This window comes from Acinetobacter sp. COS3 (genome assembly GCF_000475335.1).
GTDB classification, from domain to species: domain Bacteria; phylum Pseudomonadota; class Gammaproteobacteria; order Pseudomonadales; family Moraxellaceae; genus Acinetobacter; species Acinetobacter venetianus.
The window spans coordinates 162,606-187,928 of record NZ_AXCD01000034.1 but is presented as its reverse complement, the minus strand read 5'-3'; the positions used below and the strand labels follow the sequence as shown (position 1 = coordinate 187,928).

General features: G+C 41.4%; 18 protein-coding genes and 4 tRNA genes. 13 read left to right on the top strand and 9 right to left on the bottom strand.

Annotation, left to right across the window (positions count from 1 at the left end):
• The 3 genes from IO68_RS29180 (at position 1) to IO68_RS29170 (ending at position 5,601) form a co-directional block, all read left to right on the top strand.
• Positions 1 to 1,239 carry an efflux RND transporter periplasmic adaptor subunit gene (locus IO68_RS29180; protein ID WP_023013859.1) on the top strand — a complete coding sequence of 413 codons (1,239 nt, stop codon included), beginning with the start codon at positions 1 to 3 and terminating at the stop codon, positions 1,237 to 1,239.
• Positions 1,229 to 4,396, top strand: a complete 3,168-nt coding sequence (locus IO68_RS29175; protein WP_023013858.1) for an efflux RND transporter permease subunit — start codon at positions 1,229 to 1,231, stop codon at positions 4,394 to 4,396. The genes IO68_RS29180 and IO68_RS29175 overlap by 11 nt, the downstream gene beginning before the upstream one ends.
• A 260-nt stretch (positions 4,397 to 4,656) precedes the next feature.
• Complete coding sequence (locus tag IO68_RS29170; protein ID WP_023013857.1) at positions 4,657 to 5,601, top strand: cation diffusion facilitator family transporter; 945 nt, start codon at positions 4,657 to 4,659, stop codon at positions 5,599 to 5,601.
• 34 nt (positions 5,602 to 5,635) lie between these two features.
• On the opposite strand, the gene IO68_RS29165 is transcribed toward IO68_RS29170, so the two are convergent.
• The gene (locus IO68_RS29165; protein ID WP_007480757.1) at positions 5,636 to 5,974 is read right to left on the bottom strand and encodes a membrane protein; all 339 of its coding nucleotides are present in this window, start codon (positions 5,972 to 5,974) and stop codon (positions 5,636 to 5,638) included.
• Between the two features lie 229 nt (positions 5,975 to 6,203).
• Between IO68_RS29165 and IO68_RS29160 the strand changes: the two genes are divergently transcribed.
• Both IO68_RS29160 and IO68_RS29155 read left to right on the top strand, forming a co-directional pair.
• Positions 6,204 to 7,805, top strand: coding sequence for a hypothetical protein (locus tag IO68_RS29160; protein ID WP_023013856.1), 1,602 nt, complete (start codon positions 6,204 to 6,206; stop codon positions 7,803 to 7,805).
• Between the two features lie 177 nt (positions 7,806 to 7,982).
• Entirely contained in the window at positions 7,983 to 8,915 is a 933-nt protein-coding gene (locus IO68_RS29155) for a hypothetical protein (protein ID WP_004877860.1), read from the top strand.
• A gap of 38 nt (positions 8,916 to 8,953) precedes the next feature.
• On the opposite strand, the gene IO68_RS29150 is transcribed toward IO68_RS29155, so the two are convergent.
• From IO68_RS29150 to IO68_RS29120, 7 genes are all read right to left on the bottom strand, one after another.
• A tRNA-Glu gene (locus IO68_RS29150) sits at positions 8,954 to 9,029 on the bottom strand.
• Positions 9,030 to 9,054: 25 nt separating this feature from the next.
• Positions 9,055 to 9,130, bottom strand: a tRNA-Glu gene (locus IO68_RS29145).
• A gap of 214 nt (positions 9,131 to 9,344) precedes the next feature.
• Positions 9,345 to 10,751, bottom strand: a complete 1,407-nt coding sequence (locus tag IO68_RS29140) for an amino acid permease (RefSeq protein WP_019385529.1) — start codon at positions 10,749 to 10,751, stop codon at positions 9,345 to 9,347.
• Positions 10,752 to 10,868: 117 nt separating this feature from the next.
• Positions 10,869 to 10,944 (bottom strand) — tRNA-Glu (locus IO68_RS29135).
• Positions 10,945 to 10,966: 22 nt separating this feature from the next.
• Positions 10,967 to 11,042, bottom strand: a tRNA-Ala gene (locus tag IO68_RS29130).
• Between the two features lie 58 nt (positions 11,043 to 11,100).
• Entirely contained in the window at positions 11,101 to 12,609 is a 1,509-nt protein-coding gene (gene gltX, locus IO68_RS29125; RefSeq protein ID WP_023013855.1) for a glutamate--tRNA ligase, read from the bottom strand.
• Positions 12,610 to 12,715: 106 nt separating this feature from the next.
• Entirely contained in the window at positions 12,716 to 12,955 is a 240-nt protein-coding gene (locus IO68_RS29120; RefSeq protein ID WP_017196760.1) for a hypothetical protein, read from the bottom strand.
• Between the two features lie 466 nt (positions 12,956 to 13,421).
• On the opposite strand from IO68_RS29120, the gene IO68_RS29115 reads away from it, so the two are divergent.
• From IO68_RS29115 to IO68_RS29080, 8 genes are all read left to right on the top strand, one after another.
• On the top strand, positions 13,422 to 14,417 hold the full coding sequence (locus IO68_RS29115; protein ID WP_023013854.1) for a sulfate ABC transporter substrate-binding protein: 996 nt from the start codon (positions 13,422 to 13,424) through the stop codon (positions 14,415 to 14,417).
• 197 nt (positions 14,418 to 14,614) lie between these two features.
• On the top strand, positions 14,615 to 15,538 hold the full coding sequence (gene rsmH, locus IO68_RS29110; protein ID WP_023013853.1) for a 16S rRNA (cytosine(1402)-N(4))-methyltransferase RsmH: 924 nt from the start codon (positions 14,615 to 14,617) through the stop codon (positions 15,536 to 15,538).
• Positions 15,538 to 15,876 carry a cell division protein FtsL gene (locus tag IO68_RS29105; protein ID WP_004877852.1) on the top strand — a complete coding sequence of 113 codons (339 nt, stop codon included), beginning with the start codon at positions 15,538 to 15,540 and terminating at the stop codon, positions 15,874 to 15,876. Before rsmH ends, IO68_RS29105 begins: the two co-directional genes overlap by 1 nt.
• 10 nt (positions 15,877 to 15,886) lie before the next feature.
• Positions 15,887 to 17,716: a penicillin-binding protein PBP3 gene (gene ftsI / locus IO68_RS29100; RefSeq protein ID WP_004877850.1), complete on the top strand. Its 1,830-nt coding sequence runs from the start codon at positions 15,887 to 15,889 to the stop codon at positions 17,714 to 17,716.
• A 7-nt stretch (positions 17,717 to 17,723) separates the two neighbouring features.
• On the top strand, positions 17,724 to 19,223 hold the full coding sequence (locus tag IO68_RS29095; RefSeq protein WP_023013852.1) for a UDP-N-acetylmuramoyl-L-alanyl-D-glutamate--2,6-diaminopimelate ligase: 1,500 nt from the start codon (positions 17,724 to 17,726) through the stop codon (positions 19,221 to 19,223).
• Between the two features lie 21 nt (positions 19,224 to 19,244).
• Positions 19,245 to 20,642: a UDP-N-acetylmuramoyl-tripeptide--D-alanyl-D-alanine ligase gene (locus IO68_RS29090; protein ID WP_023013851.1), complete on the top strand. Its 1,398-nt coding sequence runs from the start codon at positions 19,245 to 19,247 to the stop codon at positions 20,640 to 20,642.
• Entirely contained in the window at positions 20,643 to 21,761 is a 1,119-nt protein-coding gene (mraY, locus tag IO68_RS29085) for a phospho-N-acetylmuramoyl-pentapeptide-transferase (RefSeq protein ID WP_023013850.1), read from the top strand.
• Positions 21,762 to 21,820: 59 nt separating this feature from the next.
• On the top strand, positions 21,821 to 22,639 hold the full coding sequence (locus IO68_RS29080; protein WP_023013849.1) for a putative RNA methyltransferase: 819 nt from the start codon (positions 21,821 to 21,823) through the stop codon (positions 22,637 to 22,639).
• A 12-nt stretch (positions 22,640 to 22,651) separates the two neighbouring features.
• On the opposite strand, the gene ponA is transcribed toward IO68_RS29080, so the two are convergent.
• Complete coding sequence (gene ponA, locus IO68_RS29075) at positions 22,652 to 25,240, bottom strand: penicillin-binding protein PBP1a (RefSeq protein ID WP_031234858.1); 2,589 nt, start codon at positions 25,238 to 25,240, stop codon at positions 22,652 to 22,654.
• Positions 25,241 to 25,323: the final 83 nt, after the last annotated feature.

Below are 25,323 nucleotides of genomic sequence, written 5' to 3'. Positions count from 1 at the left end.
ATGAGTATCAGATTAAAAAAGCGTTCTCAGTGGGTTTGGGTTGCGATGATTGTGGTGGTCACGGGTGTATTAGCATCATTGCTGCTTTGGAATAACAAAGCAAAAACGACGGGTGATGCTGAGCAAGGTGAACAGGCTCATGCACATCAGGAAAATGAAAAAGTTGGTGCTGAAGAAGGAGATGATCATGCTGAAGAAGAAAAACTTGCACTGACTTCGGAGCAAATGCAGCAGCAAAATGTCAAATTGGCAAAAGTCTCAGTCGGTGAAGTGAATGAGAGCCAAACTTTTCCAGCAAAGCTCGTGGTGAATACAGACCGTCAAGCGCATGTATCACCGAGCTTGGCAGGTCGTGTTGAGTCTGTTTATGTGGAACTGGGGCAACAGGTGAAACGTGGTCAGGCTTTGGCAAATTTACTGGTACCAGACTTGGTAGACCAACAGGCGAATCTACAAATTGCGCAAACCAATTTAGAGTTGGCGAAGCAAGATTATGATCGCGAGCGGAGTCTTTGGTCTCAAGGTATTTCAGCAAAACAGGATTATCAACGTGCTTACAATGCCTATCGACAAGCACAGATTCAAGTCCAAGCTGCTAGATCTCGTTTATCTGCATTTGGTGCTGGTTCGGGTTCAAGTGGGCGCTATACCTTAACCGCACCAATTAATGGGGTGATCAGTAATAAAGACATCGTGATTGGTGAAAATGTTCAGCTTGCAGATCAGTTATTTACCATTGATCAACTCGATCAACTTTGGTTGGAATTTGTTCTACCAACGATGGCAAATATTGGGGTACAGCCGAATCAACAAATTCGTTTTAAATCTCTGCAAACAGGGAATACATTTAATGCACAAGTTCAAAGTTTAACAACAGAAGCTGATGCACAAACAGGTCGTTTACAAGTACGTGCCAAAGTGTTGTCGAATGCAGCTGAACTTCGACCAAACTTAATGGTCAATGTTGAATTACAAGCGACATCTAAACAGTCCGTCATTCGTGTAAGTGCAACTGCAATCCAACAAGTTGAAGGCAAAGATGTCGTTTTTGTTGCCAAAGCAAATCAGCAAAAAGATTTTGATTTTGAAGCTGTACCTGTACAAATTGGGCAGCGTACCCAAGATGCACAATGGGTTGAAATCAAGCAAGGTTTAACTTCTGGGCAGTCTTATGTCGCAGAAGGAAGCTTCTTGCTGAAATCTGAACTTGAGAAAGGAGAGGCTGAACATGGGCACTAACTCCTCTCAACTTCCAAAGCCAGAAGGGCTGTTTGATCGCATTATTCAGTTCGCGATTAGCAATGCGATCTGGGTCATGCTGTTTGTTATGACTTGGATTGCTGTCGGTGTTTGGAGTTATCAAAAACTCCCTATTGATGCAGTTCCAGACATTACCAATACCCAAGTCCAAATTAACACACAGGCGAATGGCTACACCGCTTTAGAAGTCGAACAACGAATTACTTATCCAATTGAAACGGCGATGGCAGGGATTCCAAATCTGGAACAAACCCGTTCGATTTCACGTTATGGTTTGTCACAAGTCACGATTATTTTCAAAGACGGTACGGACATCTATTGGGCGAGACAAATGATCAATCAGCGCTTGCAAGAGGCTGATGGACAATTGCCAGATTCGGTTGATCCACTCATGTCACCGATTTCAACGGGGCTTGGTGAGATTTATCAATGGGTGATTAAAGCCAAACCTGACGCTAAAAAAGAAGATGGTACGCCTTATACAGCAATGGATTTACGAGAAATCCAAGATTGGATTGTGCGTCCTCAATTGCAACGTGTAAAAGGCGTGGCAGAGATCAATAGTATTGGTGGCTACAATAAAACCTATATTGTTTCTCCTGATTTAAAACGCTTACAACAGCTTCAAATTTCCCTTGCTGAGTTCCAAACGGCTTTACAGGAAAACAATGAAAATCGCGGTGCAGGTTTTATCGAAGAAAATGGGCAACAGTTAACGGTACGTGTGCCGGGCATGCTGAGTACAGTTGAAGATATTCAAAATGTGACTGTGAGCGTTAAAAATGGTTTGCCGATTCGTGTCTCAGATATAGCCACAGTCGCAATTGGACATGATTTAAGGACAGGCGCTGCAACTTACAATGGTGAGGAAACCGTGTTGGGGATTGCCATGATGATGCTCGGTGAAAATAGCCGTAGCGTTGCTCAGGCAGTCGATGCAAAAATTCAGGAGATTCAGCCGACTTTGCCGAAAGGCGTTGAGATTGAAACGGTTTATGATCGTACCGATCTAGTCAATAAAGCGATTAAAACCGTTCAGAAGAACCTTGTTGAAGGTGCGATTCTTGTTATCGTCATTCTGTTTGTTTTTCTTGGGAATTTTCGTGCAGCTTTAATTACTGCCTGTGTGATTCCACTTTCCATGTTATTTACCCTGACAGGAATGACCGAACAAAATATTAGTGCCAACTTAATGAGTTTAGGGGCGCTAGATTTCGGGATTATTGTGGATGGGGCAGTCGTTATTGTAGAAAACTGTATTCGACGCTTGGCTGAAGCACAACATCATGCAGGGCGGTTACTGACACGTCAGGAACGATTTAAAGAAGTTTTTCTTTCAGCGAAACAAGCTCGTCGTCCATTGATTTTCGGGCAAGCGATTATCATGGTCGTCTATTTGCCAATTTTTGCTCTCTCTGGTGTAGAGGCAAAAATGTTCCACCCAATGGCAGCAACCGTTGTGATGGCATTGCTTGGCGCAATGATTTTATCTGTGACCTTTGTTCCCGCTGCTGTGGCTTTATTTATCACAGGTGAAGTGAAGGAAAAAGAATCGCGTTGGATGCAGGCATTAAAAACAAAATATCAACGCATTTTGGATTGGGCTTATCAATTTAGAATGGTGGTGGTGACTTTGGCGGCGAGTATTTTAGTGCTTACAGGGGTGTTAACCACGCAAATTGGTAGTGAATTTGCACCTCAACTGAGTGAAGGCGATTTTGCTTTGCAACAAATGCGTTCACCAAGTACGGGCTTAGAGCAGTCCTTGCGTATGCAGGAGAATACGGAAAAGTTAATTCTCAAGAATTTCCCTGAGGTGAAGGCTATCTTTGCCAGAACAGGGACGGCTGAGGTAGCAACCGATGTGATGCCGCCGAACATTTCTGATGCTGTGATCTTACTTAAGCCGCGTGGCGAATGGTCAAATCCGAAAGAAACTATTGATGAATTACGGACACGAATGCAGGCATTTTTGGAGACGATTCCTGGCAATAACAGTGAATTTTCACAACCAATTGAACTTCGTTTTAATGAATTGATTTCAGGTGTACGAAGTGATGTCGGAATCAAAATCTTTGGTGATGATATGAATGTGCTCAATACGCAGGCGCAGGCTATTGCACAGAAGGTTCAAAAAATCTCAGGTGCAACTGCGGTAAAAGTTGAACAAACCAGTGGTTTACCTGTTTTGAATGTCGATATTAATCATGCTTTAGCGGCGCAATATGGCTTATCGGTTAAAGGCATTCAAGATGTGGTCGCAGCAAGTGTCGGTGGTCAGAATGTAGGGCAGATTTTACAGGGCGATCGTCGTTTTGATTTTGAAATTCGTTTGCCAGATGATCAGCGCACCGCACAAAACTTAGCTCAACTGCCGATTCAATTACCAAATGGTGGTTTAATTCAGCTGCAAGATGTTGCCAAAGTTGAAACCATTTCAGGTATGAATCAAGTCGGTCGTGAAAATGGTAAACGCCGCGTCATTGTAACGACCAATGTTGAAGGGCGTGATCTAGGATCATTTGTTCAAGAGTTACAAGCCACATTGAAGCAACAGCCTTTACCAGCAGGTTATTGGTTGGAGTATGGCGGTCAGTTTGAAAACTTAGCTTCTGCGGCAGCACGTATGCAGATTGTGATTCCACTGGCTTTGATCACGATTTTTATTTTATTGATGGCGGTATTTCATAACTTTAAAGAGAGTTTATTGGTCTTTAGTGGTGTGCCATTTGCGTTATCTGGTGGTTTAGTTGCGTTATGGTTGCGTGACATTCCATTATCAATGTCGGCGGGTGTTGGGTTTATTGCACTTTCAGGTGTTGCTGTGCTGAATGGTTTGGTGATGCTGAGCTTTATTAAAGAACTTCGAGAGCAATTTGATCTGCATGTTGCAACATGGCAGGGAGCGATTCTACGGTTACGTCCAGTTTTAATGACTGCATTCGTGGCTTCTTTGGGATTTATTCCAATGGCGATCGCAACAGGTACGGGTGCAGAAGTGCAGCGTCCGTTAGCAACTGTGGTGATTGGAGGAATCATTTCCTCTACATTGCTGACTTTATTGATCTTACCTGTCGTATATCGTTGGATGAATGAAGCTAAAACTAAGTTAGATCGTCATCATATTGAAGCTTAGCATTTGTACGCGCTAGCTAGGCGGCAAGGATGCTGCTGATAGCGTTATTGATCAATTCAGCTTTGTTTTAAATAGAGTCTTAGACTAGGTCAGAGCTGACCTAGTCTAAGCAAGAATTCTACCCTCGACTTTATAGCGTGGAAATGGATCGCTGAAAGCAAAGGGTAGCTGTACATATAGCATTTGATTTAATTCTCAATTAGAGGCAGTGTAAGCAAGAAAAGAAATACACTTTCTTGCACAATTATAAGGAGTCCAACATGAGTGGACATCAAGGGCATGATCATAGTCATGCAGTAGTCACCGAAGGCAACGCCAAAAAGCTGACAATCGCTTTAGTTTTGACCTCAACTTTTTTAATTGTTGAGGTGGTTGCAGGTTTAATCACGCAAAGTTTGGCATTACTTTCTGATGCAGCACATATGTTTACCGATGCTGCCGCATTAGCGATTGCCTTAGTTGCGATTAAAGTTGCAAAACGCCCAGCCGATGATAAACGTACATTTGGTTATCAGCGTTTTGAAATTTTGGCAGCATTATTTAATGCGGCGATGTTGTTTTTTGTCGCGATTTACATTCTCTACGAAGCGTATCAGCGTTTTACGCAACCACCAGAGATTCAAAGTGTTGGTATGTTGATTGTGGCATCGTTAGGGTTGGTGGTTAATCTAATCTCGATGAAGATTTTAATGTCGAGCGCTGCAGAAAGCCTAAATATGAAAGGCGCTTATTTGGAAGTACTGAGCGATGCGCTTGGTTCTGTCGGTGTGATCATTGGTGCGATCGTGATTTATTATACCAACTGGTATTGGGTCGATACGATTATTGCGGTTGCCATTGGTTTCTGGGTATTGCCGAGAACGTGGATATTACTCAGACAGAGTATTAATATTTTATTGGAAGGTGTACCCGAAGAAGTTGATATTGAAAAACTGAGAAGTGATTTACTCTCGTTGGATGGTGTCGAAAGCATTCACCAATTAAAAGTTTGGGCAATTACATCGAAAAATATTCATTTAACCGTCCATCTTTTCGCACCGAATGCTGATCGTAATCAGTTACATCGTGCAGCGACAGAAATGCTATCACATGAGCATGGCATTGCTGAGGTGACCTTGCAGATTGAAGATGATGCAGAAATGAATTGTCAGCATAGCCATCAACATGATGACATTGCTGAGCCAGAACACTCACATCAGCATTAAGTTGATGTGAGCAGATCGAAAGTGAAATGTCGTATTAGTTTTGCCACTCATGATTGCAGTCACGGCATTTCCAATGCTTTTGTGCTTGCATAAAAGCTTGCATTGAGATTTTGAAATCAGGTAAATCACGCCAGAAAAGAACACCTGCAATCACACAGACAGCAAAGACGACCACAGTCGAAATTTGCAGTGTCTGACCTGCACCATTACCGAAAATCCACATCCCGATACTGATCACAACCAAGATCAATAGAATAAAAATCGCAGGCACTAAAAGAACCAAGCTTTTTGGAACGTTGGGACGAGGGCTATTTGTACCCTGACTGACAGGCATTATTTTGACGCTTTGACATTTAGGGCAACGGTATTGCATAAAGGTTTCCTATTGTGTTTTGGCTATTTTAGCGAAAATTATGCAAAAGCTAAAATTATGAGTTATTCAAATACATAAATTTACTTATTTTGAACTTTAATCTGTAAGCCCATCTCTGGATTTTGAATCAAAAAAGCATTTATACAGCTCGTCTAAAGCTAGTCGCTATGCTGTTACGAGTCATGCTAATTTGATTTTAGGATTTTTTGAATGGTGTGAAAGGAAACGCATGTTAAGCACTAAAATTTTAAAATTGCGTTTGTCTCGGATTGAAAAGGGGAAAGAGCATTTATCAACGCAAGATAAATTGATGTTGGTGAGTATGGATAGTCCTGACTTGAGTGCGAATTTTATTTTAAGACTATTCAAAATGACCCTGCCAAAACAGTGGAAGTTCCAACATGAAACTGAGGAAGATATTTTTTATAACACTCAGCTTATTCAACTGATTGAAGATGAGTTTATTCCAGCTTATGAGTTTCATGCACGGAAACATGCTTGGTATGAGCAGTGTTTAATGTATAGATTGAACTTCATCACACCAGAACCCACACAACAGCAAATTAATGTTTTTTTGCGTCATTTAGATCAGTGTCTAGATCAACTACCTAAAATTGAATTGCTGCACTATTTTTTGCAAAAGTATCCGACCGCCCAACATGCGATTGCTCTTGCCAAGGCCTATGCAGGTGCTCAGCAATATGATCAAGCGATCCAACAATACGAATGGGCACAGAGACAGTCTACGCAGCCCAATGAAGTCGCTTTTTACGGCTATATCGAATGTTTGCTTAATCGTCGCCAAGGTGAATACAAAGCGCATGTGAGTGATGTGGAATATGCGCTTGATTTATTGTGCAAATATGAAAAGCCTATCGATCAGAAGAGCTATAAAAAATTATTAGATCGTGCAATCACCGCATTATTGCCACAACAACTGCTGCAAACGCGGGCTGTTGAAACCAATGTATTATCCGATGTTGGTCGAGGGTTAAACTCGCTAGGGAAATCATTAGGTGGAATTTTTGGTGCGAGAGATTTCTATATTCCTTATAGCAAAGAACTTATTGCGAGTGCGCCTCAACTATTACATGATCACAATGTGTTTGAAAGCCTTAGCCAATCTCAAGCGATGCGGTCTGCATTGCAGCGACTATTAAGCTCGAGTGAAATTGACAGCTCTGAACAATTACTTAAATTCCTGTGGATTTCAATCCAGCAAGATCCAGATATTTTAAACTCATTGCAGCCTCCTATTGATTCAGCACATCTCATTCAATCACTTTCTAAAATTGAGCCGATAGAACAGCAAGCTCTGGATTTGGGACAATTACAATTGATCTTGGAGCAAGGTCTAAGTGCTTATCTTGGCGACGGTCGTTTAAATAAACAGCATCCTGAACGACATCATTTATATGAATGTCGGGATGAAATTGTCCAGCAGATGATCGATTTTGCGGTATGGTTTTATCGAGACATTGTTAAAATTTATCTTGAGCAACAGAACTTACAGTTACAACAGGTGAAAAAGCTTTTGATTGGGCAGTTACCAGAAATTGCACTCTCCAGCGGATTATTTGCTTATCAGTTTGAACATTACCAGCGTGTGCAAGCTTTATTTGATTGGATGAAACCGAAGCTAGAAAAAGGTAATGATTTTGAAAAAATGCAGGCTGCATGGGTCGCTTTAAGAGAGGCGAGATATTTTGATGATGATTCTCTTATAACGCGTGTTCAATCGATACAGCAGAAATTTGAAGAATATAAAGCCATGCGTGACCAACAGATTTTTCTACACGAACAGGCTGAGCAAGAGAAACTTGAAAAGTAATATTTTATGAACAAAATAAGAGCAATTTAGTGTTTAAATAATTTGAAGCTTTGCAACAAAAAGACGCAAACGGCGATGCGTTGCATGCTAATCTACATAAAAACATCTAAAAAGTTCAGAAAGCAGATCGCAGCTCATAAGAAGTGAGCCAGTAAGAAAGGGAAGAGGGAGAGCATCTTGAATCGACAAGATGATAAAAAGGCAATGTTCGATATTATGCCTGCAGATGAAGACGCAACGGATAAACCATCTTTATCACGTCGACTAATCTATAAAACGTTACAGCACGCACAAGATGCTGTTGAATTTGCAAGTGATACCTCTCGCAATATTGCAGGTGTTGCTGATGCAGCATTGGGTGCGCTGGATCAAGTGACTCATCATACCAAACGTGGCGTTGAAGGGGTGAGAAACTCTGTTCGTGATATGGTCTCAGAAACCAGTGAGGCTGCACGACAAGTTGCACTTGCAATGGCAAGAGCATCACTTGGGAAAGGCTCTCTGACCTTATATTTACCTGAAATGCTGCTCAATAATCAGATTCGTAAGCGCATGGATCGCTCCGAGATTGATGATATCAAAATTGAATGTGGCAATGATCGCTTTCACATTGAACTTGATGGACATTATCGCCGTTTCCTCTATCGACTCTCTTTAGAATTTAATGTGCTTGAATGCCGTATTGGTCAGGAAAAATATTTACGTTTGCGGCAAGTTGATGAACACCTAGATTTGCAAATTCGTCATGGTGGGACACTGACCAATTGGGCGACGCGTAGAGTTGGAAATGTCAGCTTTGAAGTGATTAACTCATTGCCGATTCCTTTTCTCATCAATCACCTTATTCGTGATGTGCCGGGAATTCAAAAAGAAGGTCATCGTTTGTGGTATATCGACCTCGAAGAAGCGGGTTTTATTGATTTTATTAACAACCGTTCTTGGATGGTAGATAAATTATTAAACCTCACCGATTTTAGTATTCTGCCGGGTTTGAATATCCTGCAAGAAAGTCGTGAGCTAGTACAGCAATTGGTTGATCAATTTGAAATTCGTGGTTTACGCGTGCAATCTGGCCGCTTAGAAGTTCAAGTTGGAATTGGAAACGAATAATAAAAAAGCCACTGTCAATGCAGTGGCTTTTTTGAATTTGGCGTCCCTACGGGGATTCGAACCCCGGTTACCGCCGTGAAAGGGCGATGTCCTAGGCCTCTAGACGATAGGGACTTATATGAGGCATACATCTGAATATTGGCGTCCCTACGGGGATTCGAACCCCGGTTACCGCCGTGAAAGGGCGATGTCCTAGGCCTCTAGACGATAGGGACGTTTCAGAGGTGGGCGTATATTAGGTTGAATTAGATAGGGTGTCAAACACTTTTCTAAAGAAAATCTAAAAAAAGTGAATAAGTGTTTAAAAATACCGCATATCGTGGAATAAATAATCAAAAATAAAGATTTAGGTGTGAAAGCTAGATTTTTATCATGATTGTTACAGATATAAAAAATGCAGCCAGAGCTGCATTTTTTTGAATGTCGAGATTATGTGCGATCACGATAGAAAACATAGTGACTTAAATAACACGCAGCAATAAACAATAAACATCCAATAAAACCTGCTTGCATTTCAGGATCAGCGGCCATACTTAAACCTGTAATAAAACAGAAGATGAAGCCTAGAATTGGAACAATAGGATATAGCGGTGCAGCAAATTTTAAATCTTTTGCTGAGTGCCCAGCTTTATACCATTGGCGACGGAAATTGAATTGGCTCCAGCAAATGCTCATCCATACAATCACCATCGTGAAAGCAGCGACACCTAATAAGTTTTTGAAAATCGTTTCAGGTGCAAAATGTTCTGACAATAAGCCAGGGATCGCGCCGAACATGGTCACAACCAATGCAATAATCGGTGTTCCACTCTTTGAAAGTTTAGAGAAAACACTTGGTAACTGGCGCTGATCTGACAATGACCACATCATACGTGAAGCGGCATAAAGCCCAGAGTTGGCTGCTGAAAGCAATGCAGTGATGATCACGAAACGGATAATGTCATCGGCATAAGGAATACCAATGTAATTGAATACTGTAACAAAAGGGCTGCTACTCACGCCTTCACCGCCCAGACCTGCGATTTGGAAAGGAAGTAATGCGCTGATGACGATAATGGTACCAACAAAGAAAATCAATAAGCGCCAAATCGCTGCGTTAATTGCTTTAGGTACATTCACCGCAGGGTCTTTGGTTTCACCAGCAGCAACACCGATTAATTCAGTTCCTGAAAAGGCAAAGTTCACAATCAGCATGGTGGTAAAGATCGGGACTAAGCCCTGAGGGAACCAGCCATGAGCGGTTAAATTATGGAACAACGGTGCTGACTCTGAGCCATGGAATGGAATCAAACCAAAAATTGCGAGTAAACCGAGAATAATAAAGGCAATGACGGTTACAACTTTGACCAGTGCTAACCAAAACTCTGACTCCGCAAACATGCGCGTCGATGTTAGGTTGAGTCCTAAAATGGTGACAGCAAAAATAATAGTCCAAATCCACATCGAAATATGGGGAAACCATTCTTGCATGAGCAATGCTGCGGCAGTGAATTCAGTACCAAGAGTTGCGGTCCATGTTAGCCAATAGACCCAAGAAATCATGTAGCCAGTGCCTGGACCAATGTATTTTTGCGCGTATGCACCAAAAGATCCTGCTACAGGCATATGTACAGCAAGTTCACCTAAACATAGCATGACCATGTAAGCAATTAGACCACCTAAGATATAGGCAATAATTGCACCGACAGGGCCGGTTTGAGCGATAACTTCGCCAGAACCTAAAAATAAACCCGTACCAATTGCACCACCTAAGGAAAGCATAACAAGGTGTCGTGTGCTCATTGCACGTTTTAATGTTTTGGATTCTGGATTCGCATTTGAGTTGGAAGATTGCATACGACAATTTGTCCAAGCATAGAGAAGCGGCTATTTTATGGAAAATTCGAAAATGTGCAATCTGAATGAGTGAATGATTAGTTGAAAAAGATCATTTTATAATTTTTATATAGAAAATGGCGTCCCTACGGGGATTCGAACCCCGGTTACCGCCGTGAAAGGGCGATGTCCTAGGCCTCTAGACGATAGGGACAGATGAGGCAACACAAAATGTCTGGTGGAGCCAAGCAGGATCGAACTGCTGACCTCTACAATGCCATTGTAGCGCTCTACCAACTGAGCTATGGCCCCAGTTTGTGTGAGCGCAATATTAGGGGGATTGCGCTCACACGTCAATGATTAAACTGAATTAAGTCTCACTATTTGCATCATTTTTCGGCAATTTTAGCGATTCATTTAACTTTTCCCAAACTTTCAGTTCTTTCTTGCTTGGACCACCAACAATTTCAAGTGCATTGCGTAAGCGAGCGAAAGTTAAATCAGGACCAATGGTTACCATTGCTTGCATTACAGGCGTTGAACTGGTTGAGCCTGCAATCGCAATAAAGAATGCTGGCATAAAGTCGCGTAATTTAATTTCCATTTGTGCAGCCAAATCCATCAATGTTTGACTTACGGTGTCATTGTTCCACGTAAACTGACTTTCTAAACGCCAGATCGCAAATTGTAGGCTTTGACGAACCTGTTCTTCGGTCAACTTCTTGCTTTCGAACTGCGCTTTGCTGATTTGTGGCATGTGGTTAAAGTAGAAACCAGCCCAATTCACAGCTTCAGAAAGTAAGTTGATACGGGGTTGAATTGCAGCAGCAATATCTTCTAATGTTTGACGATCACTTTTCCATGCCAATAAACGATCAAGCAATTGTCCTGGAGTCAGGCCTTTGATCCATTGACCGTTGAGCCAGTTTAGTTTCTCGACATCAAAGATTGGACCACCCAATGATACGCGTTGCACATCAAAGTTCTCAATCATGTCTTGTAGCGTGAAGATTTCACGCTCATCAGGCATTGACCAGCCCATGCGACCTAAATAGTTAAGCAATGCTTCTGGTAAAACACCGATGTCACGATAGTAATTGATTGAAGTTGGGTTCTTACGTTTAGAGAGTTTTGATTTATCTGGATTACGTAATAATGGCATATGGCAAAGCGTTGGCATTTCCCAACCAAAATATTGGTAAAGCAACTGATGTTTTGGTGCCGATGGTAACCATTCTTCGCCACGGAGTACGTGCGTGATTTCCATCAAGTGATCATCTACAACGTTTGCAAGGTGATAGGTTGGTAAACCATCTGTTTTTAACAGAACTTGCATGTCAACTTGTGCCCACGGAATTTCAACTTCACCACGGAGTAGGTCATTGATTTTACAAATCCCTTCTGCCGGTACTTTCATACGGATGACATGCGGTTCACCTGCTGCAAGGCGTTGTTGCACTTCTTCAGTAGAAAGCTTCAATCCACGACCATCATATTTTGGTGTTTCACCGCGCGCTTGCTGTTCAGCACGCATATGATCTAGCTCTTCGGCAGTGGCAAAACAATAGAAAGCATGACCTTTTTCAACGAGCTCTAATGCATATTCTTTATAAATGCCCATACGCTCTGATTGGCGGTATGGTGCATGAGGGCCTCCGACATCAGGACCTTCTGACCAGTTGAGGCCTAACCAACGTAGTGAATCCAAGATCATTTTCTCAGATTCAGGGGTAGAGCGAAGTTGGTCCGTATCTTCAATACGTAAGATAAATTCTCCGCCATGCTGTTTTGCAAAACATAAGTTAAATAACGCGATATAAGCAGTTCCTACATGTGGAAAACCTGTAGGAGAGGGAGCAATACGAGTACGGACTTTCATAAGAGATCGGATTTAAAATTAGAAATTGAAACTATTATAACGAAAAAGCCTAGTCACGGAATGACTAGGCACATTTAAACATGCGAGGGGTTACATATTTAAAGTATTAAGAATTATGCGGTTGAAAAATCGTTTGAACAAAGCGAGAAAAACGCTCATGTTGGCTAGCAAAGAAATTTTGGCTTGGTGTTGTGCGAATTGTATTAAGCATTTTGATCTCATCATTAGTTGATGGAATCATCGCTGTATTACGTTTCTGTTGATCAAGTGCTTTAACAATAAGAGAAGAAGATTTGTCTACTGATTTTATGTTATTACTTTCTTTGATTGCAGCAGCATGACCCATCTGTACAGAGCAGACTAAAAATACGCTTAAGCATAGAGTTTTTTTCAATTTTAATGCTCGCATTGCTAACATCCCCTTCATGATTTCGAGTCTACAAGACTAACTAAACAAATATAGTATTGCTTTAATGATACGATTCAAACATAAATCTTAATAAAAAAGTAGAACTGTGTCACACTTTTTACAAAAAAGATAAACTTCCAGTAAATTTCTACTTAATATTTATAGCTGTGTGGCTAGTTTGTGTGCAAGTCAAATTTAGCAAGCAAATATGTAGAAAACATGGAGACTGAAGATTTAAGGAACATTATCTACTTTTGTACTTTCATTTTACTGTTATCTATATGAAAAGTTCGTATATCTAGAATTAAGCATAATAAATATCATATTGATATAAGTTATTGATTGTAAAATATTTTATCTAAAATATAGTGGTGTGAATATTTATGAGTTAGGGGCTGTATAAATGAGAAAGATATTCGCGATCGCATTGCTTGGCTTTGGTTTAAATGGTGCAGCACAGGCGGCAACCACATTTTTGAATGTATCTTATGATCCAACACGTGAATTTTACCAAGAATACAATCAAGCTTTTGGACAATATTGGAAATCTAGAACAGGTCAAGAGGTTGATTTTAAACAATCACATGGCGGTTCAGGAAAGCAAGCGCGATCCGTTATTGATGGTCTACAAGCTGATGTAGTGACTTTAGCTTTGGCAAACGATATTGATGAAATCGTAAATGCGGGTTTAATTCGCAAAGACTGGCAAAAACAGTTTAAAGATAATTCAGCCCCATATACCTCAACTGTTGTTTTCCTTGTTCGGAAAGGCAATCCTAAAAATATTCGAGACTGGAACGATTTAACCAAAGCGGGTGTGGAAATTATTACACCTAATCCCAAAACAGGCGGTGCACCGAGATGGATTTATTTATCTGCTTGGGGATATGCGCTTAAACAACCAAATGGTAATGATGCAAAAGCACGTGAATTGGTCAAAAAACTTTATCAAAATGTCAAAGTTCTAGATTCAGGTGCGCGAGGCTCGTTGACTACCTTTGCTGAGCGCGGTATCGGTGATGTATTGCTGTCTTGGGAAAATGAAGCACTACTAGCCACAAAAGGATTAGGTCAAGACAAGTTTGAGATCGTTTATCCATCTATTTCGATCTTGGCTGAACCTTCTGTTGCTATCGTTGATAAGACGGTAGATAAAAATGGTCATCGTAATCTGGCTCGTGGATATTTAAACTTTTTATATTCACCATTGGGTCAAGAGTTGGCGGCTAAACATTATTTCCGTCCACGTAATCCTCAAGTTGCTGCAAAGTACGCTAAGCAATTTCCAAAAATCAAACTTTTTAATATTAATGATGTGTTTGGTGGCTGGGCAAAAGCGCAAAAAACACACTTTGTAAATGGTGCGATCTTTGATCAAATTTATGCCGAAAAACCATAAATGTTGAGTGTGTGCCTTTGAGGAAAATGATTAAAAAAGCAAATACAGCGCGTATTTGCTTTTTTATTGAGTGAAAAATCGAAAGAAAACGGTTTTATCTATGAAAAGTTAAGAATTCTCTACAAAAAGTCGTTTGGTGATGGCATAAAACAAGGTGATAATGTGCAGTTACATTTTTAGCTGTTGATTGCATTGTTATGTCGCATATTTCTGTCTTACTTCATGAAACCGTTGATGGCGTACTGGCAGGCCGTGACACAGGTATTTTTATTGATGCGACCTTTGGTCGTGGTGGTCATACTCAATTATTGCTTTCAAAATTAGATGCCAATGCGCGTGTTTATGCTTTTGATAAAGATCCACAAGCACTTGAAGTTGCAGCACAATTAGAACAAGAAGATTCACGTTTTAAAATTATTCATGCAAGTTTTGCAGATATTCAAGCTGAACTCAGCAATATTGATATTACTGAAGTTGATGGCATTATGGCTGACTTGGGTGTGTCATCTCCGCAACTAGATCAAGCTGAGCGCGGTTTTAGCTTCATGCATGACGGTCCGTTGGATATGCGCATGGATAACTCGCAAGGTTTGACAGCGGCCGAATGGTTGCTTGAAATAGAAGAAGAAAAATTAGCAAACATTATCTATCAGTATGGTGAAGAGCGTTATAGCCGTCGTATTGCTAGAGCCATAAAACAAGCTGGTGAAATTACAACAACAGCACAGCTCGCTGAGATTGTTAAAGTTGCTCACCCTAAATGGGAAAAGCATAAACATCCTGCGACACGTACATTCCAAGCGATCCGTATTGCGATTAACAAAGAGCTAGATGATATTGAGGTATTTTTACCGCAAGCTGTAGAATTATTAAAACCAAAAGGGCAATTGGCCGTGATTAGCTTTCATTCTTTAGAAGATCGTTTAATCAAACAATTTATTCAAAAAGAATCGAGCTTGGCTGAAGACGCAGGTTGGGGAATGCCTCAAGCGCAGGTTGATACTCGACGATTGAAAAAAGTTTCTCGTATTCGTGCGAGTGAAGCAGAAGTAAAGGCAAATCCTCGCTCGCGTAGTGCATGGCTTCGTGTTGCAGAGCGCTTAGAGCAAAAAGGCAAATAATGAACAACAAGAATGATGACGAAGTCGTATCCAACAGCAAAAAGGGACTGAAAAAAGTTATTGTTTATGCTGTACTCGTTGCATCGGTGTTTATCAGTGCGATGATGGTGGTATTTCAGGTGTTTGAATATCGTCATGATTATCGAGATTTGAGTTCCTATATGCGTGAGAGAGATGATTTAAACGCAGAATGGGGACGTTTGCTGATTGAACAACAGACTTTTGGTGCGACTGCCCAAATTGGTTCGCGTGCGGTAACACAATTACGAATGTTTTCACCACCAGCTACGCAAACTGTAGTGATTTCTTTACCTATGACTTCAGAGCAAGATAAATAAGGCATGCTGTATGGCAGATAAGCGAAGCAAACCAATACGAAAAAAACAGCAATCCATTTCGGAAAAACCAACCCTTGCTCTCGATATGTGGCGATTTTATTTGCTCTGGGGTGTTGTGCTCCTTTGCTTTGTGGTGTTGGTTGCGCGTGCCTTTTATGTGCAAGTTGTGAATAAGGATTTTTTACAGAATAAAGCGAATGCTAATATTCTTCGTACAGAGCGTTTAGAGGCAATGCGTGGCGTGATTAGTGACCGTCATGGTGTGCCTTTGGCAATCAGTACACCGATCATGAAGATTGTGATTGACCCAAGAGATTATTGGGAAGCGAAAAAGCAATTTGATGAGATCACTGAAGAGTTAAAGAAAGATCCAACCAATCGTAAATTGAAACGTCAGTTGCCTGATAAAAATCTAAATTTAGATGAGTTGGCAGATGCAGTAGGTATTGATCGCCAGTCACTTCGAAAGCAAATGAATGATCGTCAACGCTCGCGCTATTTGGTACTGCAAAAAGAAGTGCCGCCGCAGCAAGCTGATTTAATTACTAAGCGTAATTTCCAAGGTGTATACGCAGAGAAAAGTTATAAGCGTTATTACCCACAACCTCAACCAAACGCTCAGATCATTGGTCTAACCAACAGTGAAGGACGCGGAATTGAAGGTTTGGAAATGCAGTTGAATAAACAATTGTCTGGTGTGGATGGTGAGCAAAAAATCATTCGTGACAAGAAAGGCAACCGTTTAAAAGTTTCTGAGGTGATCAAGGAAGTTGAGTCTGGGGAAAATATTACCCTGAGTATCGACTCGCGTTTGCAATACATCATGTATCGTGAACTTACTGCTGCGGGGGTGGCAAATAACGCTCGCTCTGCAACCGCAATTGCAGTGGATGTAAAGACGGGTGAAATTCTGGCGATGACCAGTTGGCCGTCTTACAATCCAAATGATAAAAATGGTTTGAGCAATAAAGACGCGATGCGTAACCGTGGCGCAATTGATATGTTTGAGCCGGGTTCGACGATGAAACCATTTACTATTGCAGCGGCATTAGAAAGTGGAAAATACACACCAAACACTATCGTTAATACTGCACCGGGTTCAATGAAATTGGGTTGGCATACAATTCGTGATACGCATAACTATGGTGCTTTAACTGTTACAGGCGTCATTGTTAAATCTTCAAACGTTGGTTCAGCAAAGATTGCACTATCTTTGCCAAAAGATACCATTCCTTCTTTCTTTAGACGCGTTGGTTTTGGTCATCGTTCGGATGTGAAATTTCCGGGTGAGAGTGCGGGTTTGCTCTATCCCGCGGATAAGATCAACCCTTCTCAGCTCGGGACGATGGCGTATGGTTATGGTTTGAATGCCACGATCCTTCAAGTTGCACAAGGTTATGCGATGCTGGCCAATCATGGCGTTGAGATGCCACTGAGTCTACGAAAGCTAGACAAAGCACCTGAAGGAACACAAGTTTTATCACCTAAAATCGCTGATGAAGTGTTGTTGATGCTTGAACAAGTGACGATGCCAGGCGGTACGGCGAAGCAAGCGGTGATCCCAGGTTATCGTGTTGGTGGTAAAACAGGTACAGCGCATAAGCTACGCGCAGACCGAAAAGGTTATTCAAATACTGAATATCGTGCACTTTTTGCTGGCGTAGCACCTGTCAGTGACCCACGTTTAGCGATGATTGTTGTCGTTGAAAATCCACAAGGTCGCTACTATGGTGGTCTTGTTGCAGCGCCTGTATTTGCAAGAATTATGCAAGAGTCGTTGCGCCTATTAAATGTGCCTTTAGATAAACCACTAGATACTTCTATTAAACCCAACCCGTAGGTAAATTATGTCGATTAGTTTTCAACAGATACATCCGATCAGCATAGATGCGGCTTGGTATACACAGCCCTTTCAAGGCTTCTGCCTTGACAGTCGTAAGGTTGAGGCAGGGCATATTTTTATCGCCTTAAATAGTTTTAGCCAACCTGAGAAAACGCGTCAATTTGCGCAAAATGCTTTGGATGCTGGTGCGTTAATTGTCATTAGCGAAGCCGCTTTAGGGATAGAGAAAGAATGGGTTTGTCCTGAAGTCCGAAATCTAATGGGGGAGTGGCAGAAGCAATATTTGCAGTCGACTGATCCTACACAGCCCTTGCGTGGTATTGCAGTCACAGGGACGAATGGTAAGACGACAATTTCTCGTTTAATTGCTGAATTAATTACTTCACAACACCACGGTTGTGCGGTGATGGGAACGACTGGTAATGGGATTTTGCCGAATTTAACACCATCAACGCATACGACACTTGATGCATTACAACTGCAAAGTGCACTACATGATTATGCAAAACAAGGCGCGAGTTTTGTTGCGTTAGAAGCCAGTTCACATGGGCTGGAACAAGGTCGCTTAAATGGCTGTGATCTGGAAATTGCGGTGTATAGTAATTTAAGCCGCGATCATTTGGATTATCACGGTACATTAGAGGCTTATGCAGAAGCGAAAGCGCGATTATTTAAATTTAAAACACTCAAAGCTGTTGTGATCAACTTGGATGATGCGCATGCAAATATAATGTTGGATGCCGCTAAAACTAATCCATCTCAACCAAAAATTCTCACCTATTCTTTAACTCAGACGTCTGCGGATTATCATATTGCTGATTTGCAATATCGTTTGAGTGGGGCGAGTTTTAGTTTAATTGCGCCAACAGATTCTTATGCCGTACAAAGTCCATTATTGGGACATTTTAATGTCGAAAACTTATTGGCGAGTTTGATTGCAGCGGAGTGTGCTGGTTTTGCTTTGGATAAGTTGGTTCAATTTGTTCCGCAATTGCAAGGCGCGCCAGGACGTATGCAAGTCATCCAAGATGATGAACGATTGTTTGTTGTTGATTATGCTCATACTCCAGATGCCTTGATTCAAGTATTAACCACATTAAAACGTCATGTAAATGGGCAGCTTTGGGCGGTCTTTGGCTGTGGTGGAGATCGAGATCGCGGTAAACGTCCATTAATGACTCAGGCGGTTTTAGATCATGCTAATCCTGTGATTTTGACCTCGGATAATCCGCGCACGGAAAATCCAGAGCAAATTTTTGCGGATATGAAGCAAGGCATTCATTTTGCGCAACATACCATGCATGAGATTCATGATCGTCGTGAAGCGATTAAGTTTGTTGTTGCTCAAGCACAGTCTGGTGATATTGTGGTGATAGCTGGGAAGGGGCATGAAAACTATCAGGAAATTGATGGGGTTCGTCATTGGTTTGATGATGTGGTTGAGGTGCAATCAGCAATTGCAGCACAGCCACATGCAGTAGATTCAGCTTATCCTGCACAATAGGATTCAAAGGTAATAACAAGTATGCATACATCAACGACGAGTACCGTTCCATTAGAACCATGGACAGCTGAACAATTACAACAAGCAACCCACGGTGAATGGCATAATGCCAAAATCCCACAAGGTGAAGTTAAACGTATTCTGACAGATTCACGTCATGCCGAAGCTGGAGATGTCTTTCTTGCTTTAAAAGGCGAGCGATTTGATGCACACAATTTTGTCGATCAAGTGGTTGTACAGGGTTGTCAAATTGCCATTGTAGAGCGTCCAGTCGATGCAGAAATTGCACAGCTCATCGTTAAAGATACACGATTAGCGCTTGGACATTTGGGCGCATATCGTCGTCAACAGAATCAGCAGTTGAAAGTGATTGCACTCACAGGTAGTAGTGGTAAAACCACGACCAAAGAAATGTTGGGCAGTATTTTATCTCGTTTGGCACCGACACTGATCACGCGTGGCAATCTAAATAATGATTTGGGTGTGCCAATGATGTTACTTGAGTTACGTCAAGACCATCAATTTGCTGTGATGGAGTTAGGTGCTAGTCATCAAGGTGAAATTGATTACACCTCAAATCTAGTTCAACCACATGTGGCTGGTATTTTAAATATTGGTACAGCGCATCTGGGTGAATTTGGTGGTCGAGAAGGGATCTGTCGTGCTAAATCAGAAATCTATGCGCATATTTTGGATCATGGAACTGCGATTGTTCCTGCATATGATGATTTTAGTGCAACCATTCGTCTCAATGCGCAAGGACATCAAATCTTAAGTTTTGGCGAAGGCGGTGATGTATTTGCTACGGATATCGTACTACATCCTCAATCAGCACAATTTAATTTGCATACGCCACAAGGTGTTCGTGCAGTGAACTTACCTTTTGCAGGGATGCATAATGTGCAAAACGCAGCTGCTGCCGCAGCATTTGCACTCGCGATCGGGGTTGAGCTTGATCAGATTGTAGAGGGCTTAGAGCAAGCGCAGGGCGCCAAAGGTCGTTTGAACTTTATCCAACATCAAAATCATCTTTTCATTGATGATACTTATAATGCGAACCCAACATCAATGCGTGCAGCAGCACAGGTTTTGCTACAACAACAAGGCCTAAAAGTCATGGTGATGGGGGATATTGGTGAACTCGGTGAAAGTAGCTGGCAAGAGCATCATGATCTTGGTCGAGATTTAGTGGGTCAACCATTAGATCATTTGGTTGTTGTTGGTGAGTTTGCTACAGCTGCACAACAAGGTGCGACAGATTCTGCAAAACTGCATGCCTTTGCATCTCAAGCAGATGCGTTACCATTCTTAATTAATTTAGTCCAAACACATCAACCCCAGTCCATGAGTTTCCTGTTTAAAGGGTCTCGTTATACCCATATGGAAACGTTGATGGCTGACTTGATGGAGAAAATTTAAATGTTGTTATGGTTATTTGAGCAATTGGCGGACTATAACAGTTCGTTTCAGGTTGTTCGTTATTTAACGTTGCGCTCTTTGTTGAGCTTGCTGACTGCTCTGGCGATCGGACTAGTTTTAGGTCCAGTCATGATTCGTAAATTACAGGCATTAAAATATGGTCAGGCTGTGAGCTCTTTTGCGCCAGAAAACCATGCCAAAAAAATGGGCACCCCAACCATGGGCGGGATTCTCATTTTGCTCTCTATCGGGATCAGCACGCTATTGTGGGCTGATTTATCCAATCCATATGTCTGGATCGTACTTGGTGTGATGGTGGTGTTTGGTGCGGTAGGCTGGGCCGATGACTGGATTAAAGTTCGTTATAAAGATAATGCCGGCTTGCCCGCACGTAAGAAGTTTTTTTGGACTTCGGTGGCATCTCTGGGAGCGGGTATTGCCTTATATGTGATTGCGAAACAGCAAGATAGTGCCGTACATACAGCGAATATGCTGGATTTGCTGATTCCTTTCTTTAAGAATTTGTCGATTCCTCTATCTGTTGTGCCGCTGGGTTTAGCATTTATTGTTTTCACTTATCTTGTGATTAATGGTGCATCAAATGCGGTTAACCTGACGGATGGCCTAGATGGTTTGGCGATTATGCCAATCGTTATGGTTGCAGCAGGCTTGGGCGTTTTTGCTTATTTATCTGGTGACATTCGTTTTGCGAATTATTTGCATATTCCATACGTTAAATACACCTCTGAGCTTGTAGTGATTTGCTCTGCAATGATCGGAGCGGGTCTTGCTTTCCTTTGGTACAATGCGCATCCTGCCCAAGTCTTTATGGGTGATGTCGGAGCTTTAGCGCTTGGCGCGATGCTTGGTACGATTGCAGTGATGGTTCGTCAAGAAATTGTCTTTGCAATTATGGGCGGTGTATTTGTCATGGAAGCTGTTTCTGTATTCTTGCAAATCGGTTCATTACGTATGCGAAATAAACGTGTATTCTTAATGGCGCCGTTACATCATCATTATGAAAAGCAAGGTTGGAAAGAAACACAAGTCGTAATCCGCTTTTGGATTATTACCATTTTCCTCGTTGTGTTAGGGTTGATGACGTTAAAATTACGTTAAGCCAAGATTCGAGAAAAGAGCTGGTGATAACCAGCTTTTTTTATGTCTGGAGAAAATAGATGAGTTTGTTGATGTGTCCTGTTTGTCGCCAATCGTTGAATTTGGCGGAGAATACATGGCGATGTGAACAAGGACATAGCTATGATGTGGCCAAACAAGGTTATGTAAATCTACATGTGGTTCAACACAAACATAGTAAAACACCAGGTGATACTGCTGAATCTGTATTAGCGCGCCGTGAGTTTTTACAAGCAGGTTATTACCAGCCATTACAGCAAGCTGTTGTTGAGATACTTCAGCAGCTTAAACCAAAAGCAATTTTAGATATTGGCTGCGGTGAGGGTTATTATACAGATGCGATGCAAACGGTTACTAACGATTGTATTGGTGTTGATATTGCCAAAACAGCGGTACAGCGTGCAGCAAAACTAAACTCCAAAGTAACGTGGATTGTTGGAACAGGTGCAACATTGCCTGTTCAAGATCATTGTGTAGATGTTTGTACGAGTTTATTTAGTCCAATTCCTCAAGCAGAAATTGCTCGAGTTTTAAATCATGGCGGACATTTAATTGTTGTAACGCCTGCACCTAAGCATTTATATGATTTAAGAGCTGCTTTATTTGAACAGGTAAATTTACATGAACCTCATAAGTTTGTTGAGCAACTTGAAGCTGAGTTTGAGTTAATACAAGAGCAAGTGATTGAAGCGCCGTTAAGTTTGGATCAAGTGGCCTTAAAGAACTTAATCGCAATGACGCCTTATGCTTATAAAGCCAATCCCGAACGACGGATGTTGTTAGAGCAAAATCCAGTATTCACGGTAAGTGCCGCTTTTCAGATTTATCTATTTCAAAAAAGAAAAAAGCCATCAATTTGATGGCTTTTTAGCTTATTGGATTTGGTTGATGAGGTTTTCTATATTATCTCTTTCTTTTTTCGGTGCCGGACTTTGAGGCTCCGCACCTAGAGCTGGTGGTTGTTTTTTTGAGGGAACAATAATTTGTTCATCAGCTGTAGGTGCTGTGCCAGGTAAGTCTGAGAAATCATTATCTATCGAACGTGTTGGGACGACTGGTGCAGGGCGATAGAGAGGACGTGCTAAAGGTGGAGATGCACGATAAACTTTTTGATCCTCGCTTTGTTGAACTTGTAATTCATCACGAGAGATTGGTGCGCTTGCATCTTTATCAAAACGGACCCATGTAGACGGTGTGCCTGCAAGTGACTTCGCCATAAAGTTCGACCAAATAGGTAGTGCAGCAACACCACCATATTCACGACGACCTAATGTGCGAGGTTGATCAAATCCAACCCAAGCAATCGCTACGAGCTTGCCATTAAAGCCTGCGAACCAAGCATCTTTCGCATCATTGGTTGTTCCTGTTTTACCACCTAAATCATCTCGTCCAATTTTGAGTGCAGCACGACCTGTACCACGCTGAATTACGTCATGTAGGATATTTGCCATATCATAAGCTGAACTGGATTTTAAAATTCGTTGAGCTTGTTTGTAATTGCTATTGGTCTTGAGTAATTGATCAGGATTTGCATCTGTCGCTTGAGTTTCTGATGATGCTAGAGCGTTCTCTAAGCTTTCATTGGTGATCTCTTGTGTTTCATTATCTTGGTTGGTGTCTTGTGCTTGGTTATAAGCATTTGAGTCGCTGATGCATGGAATACATGCATATTCAGGTTTAGCTTCATAAATTATATTGCCATTATTGTCCTCAATTCTTTTGATGAAATGAGGCTGAATACGATAGCCGCCATTTGCAAAGGTCGCATAACCTGTTGCCATTTGTACTGGGAGAACTTGAGGTGTACCGAGCGCAATTGTGTAGTTACGTGGTATTTGGTCATCCTGTAAACCAAAATCCATAAATAATTGGCGAGCTCTTTCGATTCCTACATTCTGTAATAAGCGTACAGAGACTGTATTTCGAGATAAATACAATGCACGACGTAGCGGAATCATACCGAGATAGCGACCATCAGAGTTTCGAGGAGACCATTTTCCAATCGTAATGGGACTGTCATTCACCATGCTAAATGGTGTCATACCGCGCTCTAATGCTAATGCGTAGACAAATGGTTTAATGGTTGAACCAGGTTGTCTCCAGCCTTGTAAAGCACGATTAAATTTTGTTTGATAGAAATTATATCCACCTACGATTGCTTCAATTGAACCATCATTTGGATTTAATGCAATCAATTGTCCTTGGACTTTTGGAACTTGAACTAAAGACCAAACGGTTTTATCTTCATTTGGTCGTAAGCGAATAATATCTTTAACCTTAACAATTTGAGAAGCGTTGGATGGCGCGCCGCCAACGCTATTGGCATTACGATAAGGACGCACCCATGACATCCCTGACCAATTCACGGTGACTGTTGAACCATCTTGCATCAAAGCATCAAAAGAGTTGCTCTTTACTTTTACAACTTGTGCGGGGTAGGTGTTGGCATATGCCATGAACTGATTAAGTGGTTTATCATGAGCTTCAGGGCCACGCCAGCCATGACGACGATCATAAGCTTCAAGGCCATCTTGAATTGATTGTTCTGCATAGCGCTGACGTTTGCTATCAATCGTAGTATAAACCTTATAGCCAGAGTCGATTGCTTGAGCGCCAAAATGTTCAACAAGCTCAGCACGAACCATTTCACCTACATAGGGAAATACGTTGCTGACTGAACGATCCATCATGTTTAAACTAATTGGTTCAGCAACTGCTTTTTGATATTGGGTTTGATTGATATAACCAAGCTGCAACATACGACCTAAAATCCAATTACGACGTTCAAGTGCTCGTTCAGGATTTACAACAGGATTATACTTTGATGGTGCTTTAGGCAATCCAGCGATCATTGCCATTTGTGCTGTTGTTAGTTCATTTATATTTTTGTTGTAGTAGATTCGAGCAGCTGCTGCGATACCGTAAGCATTTTTTCCTAAGAAAATTTTATTGACATAAGCTGTTAGAATTTCTTGTTTTGTTAGGTTTTGTTCAATTTTTCGTGCAAGGAAAACCTCTGTTAGTTTGCGTCTTAATGTACGGTCTGGGCTTAAATAATAGTTCTTCGCAACTTGCATGGTGATCGTTGAGCCACCAGTTTGGACATCGGATCCAGTAATTGATTCAGTGACTGCGCGACCAAGACCTTTGAAGCTAATGCCATTATGCTCAAAAAAAGAAGAGTCTTCCGCTGCTAGAAATGCATGGATAAATGTTGGGGGAATTTGCTCATACTTTACTGGTATTGATAGTTTGCCACCATATTCCGCGATTAACTTATTATCAGCTGTATATACCTGCAATGGTTTTAGTAATGGTGCTTTTTTTAGAGAACTCATATCTGGCAAAGATGGTGCAAGATAGAGATACATGCCATAAAATCCCATAGGAAGTGAGACTAAGATAATAATAAGCATCAAAAAAAATGGGCGAACAATGCCAGAACTGGATAGCTTTTTCATAATAAGTAAGTTTTAATAAGAGCGAATGGCAAACTAATTGTGGTCAGTATATCCTTTAGACATGCGGATTGTTAGATGAGTTA

Bases quoted from the DNA above. Each gene is read 5' to 3' on its own strand.
- IO68_RS29080 (WP_023013849.1), top strand. From the start codon at position 21,821: ATGAGTTTGTTGATGTGTCCTGTTTGTCGCCAATCGTTGAATTTGGCG.
- gltX (WP_023013855.1), bottom strand. From the start codon at position 12,609: ATGAAAGTCCGTACTCGTATTGCTCCCTCTCCTACAGGTTTTCCACAT.
- IO68_RS29115 (WP_023013854.1), top strand. From the start codon at position 13,422: ATGAGAAAGATATTCGCGATCGCATTGCTTGGCTTTGGTTTAAATGGT.
- ponA (WP_031234858.1), bottom strand. From the start codon at position 25,240: ATGAAAAAGCTATCCAGTTCTGGCATTGTTCGCCCATTTTTTTTGATG.
- IO68_RS29180 (WP_023013859.1), top strand. From the start codon at position 1: ATGAGTATCAGATTAAAAAAGCGTTCTCAGTGGGTTTGGGTTGCGATG.
- IO68_RS29090 (WP_023013851.1), top strand. From the start codon at position 19,245: ATGCATACATCAACGACGAGTACCGTTCCATTAGAACCATGGACAGCT.
- IO68_RS29105 (WP_004877852.1), top strand. From the start codon at position 15,538: ATGAACAACAAGAATGATGACGAAGTCGTATCCAACAGCAAAAAGGGA.
- IO68_RS29165 (WP_007480757.1), bottom strand. From the start codon at position 5,974: ATGCAATACCGTTGCCCTAAATGTCAAAGCGTCAAAATAATGCCTGTC.
- ftsI (WP_004877850.1), top strand. From the start codon at position 15,887: ATGGCAGATAAGCGAAGCAAACCAATACGAAAAAAACAGCAATCCATT.
- IO68_RS29175 (WP_023013858.1), top strand. From the start codon at position 1,229: ATGGGCACTAACTCCTCTCAACTTCCAAAGCCAGAAGGGCTGTTTGAT.
- mraY (WP_023013850.1), top strand. From the start codon at position 20,643: ATGTTGTTATGGTTATTTGAGCAATTGGCGGACTATAACAGTTCGTTT.
- IO68_RS29140 (WP_019385529.1), bottom strand. From the start codon at position 10,751: ATGCAATCTTCCAACTCAAATGCGAATCCAGAATCCAAAACATTAAAA.
- IO68_RS29120 (WP_017196760.1), bottom strand. From the start codon at position 12,955: ATGGGTCATGCTGCTGCAATCAAAGAAAGTAATAACATAAAATCAGTA.
- IO68_RS29095 (WP_023013852.1), top strand. From the start codon at position 17,724: ATGTCGATTAGTTTTCAACAGATACATCCGATCAGCATAGATGCGGCT.
- IO68_RS29170 (WP_023013857.1), top strand. From the start codon at position 4,657: ATGAGTGGACATCAAGGGCATGATCATAGTCATGCAGTAGTCACCGAA.
- rsmH (WP_023013853.1), top strand. From the start codon at position 14,615: ATGTCGCATATTTCTGTCTTACTTCATGAAACCGTTGATGGCGTACTG.
- IO68_RS29160 (WP_023013856.1), top strand. From the start codon at position 6,204: ATGTTAAGCACTAAAATTTTAAAATTGCGTTTGTCTCGGATTGAAAAG.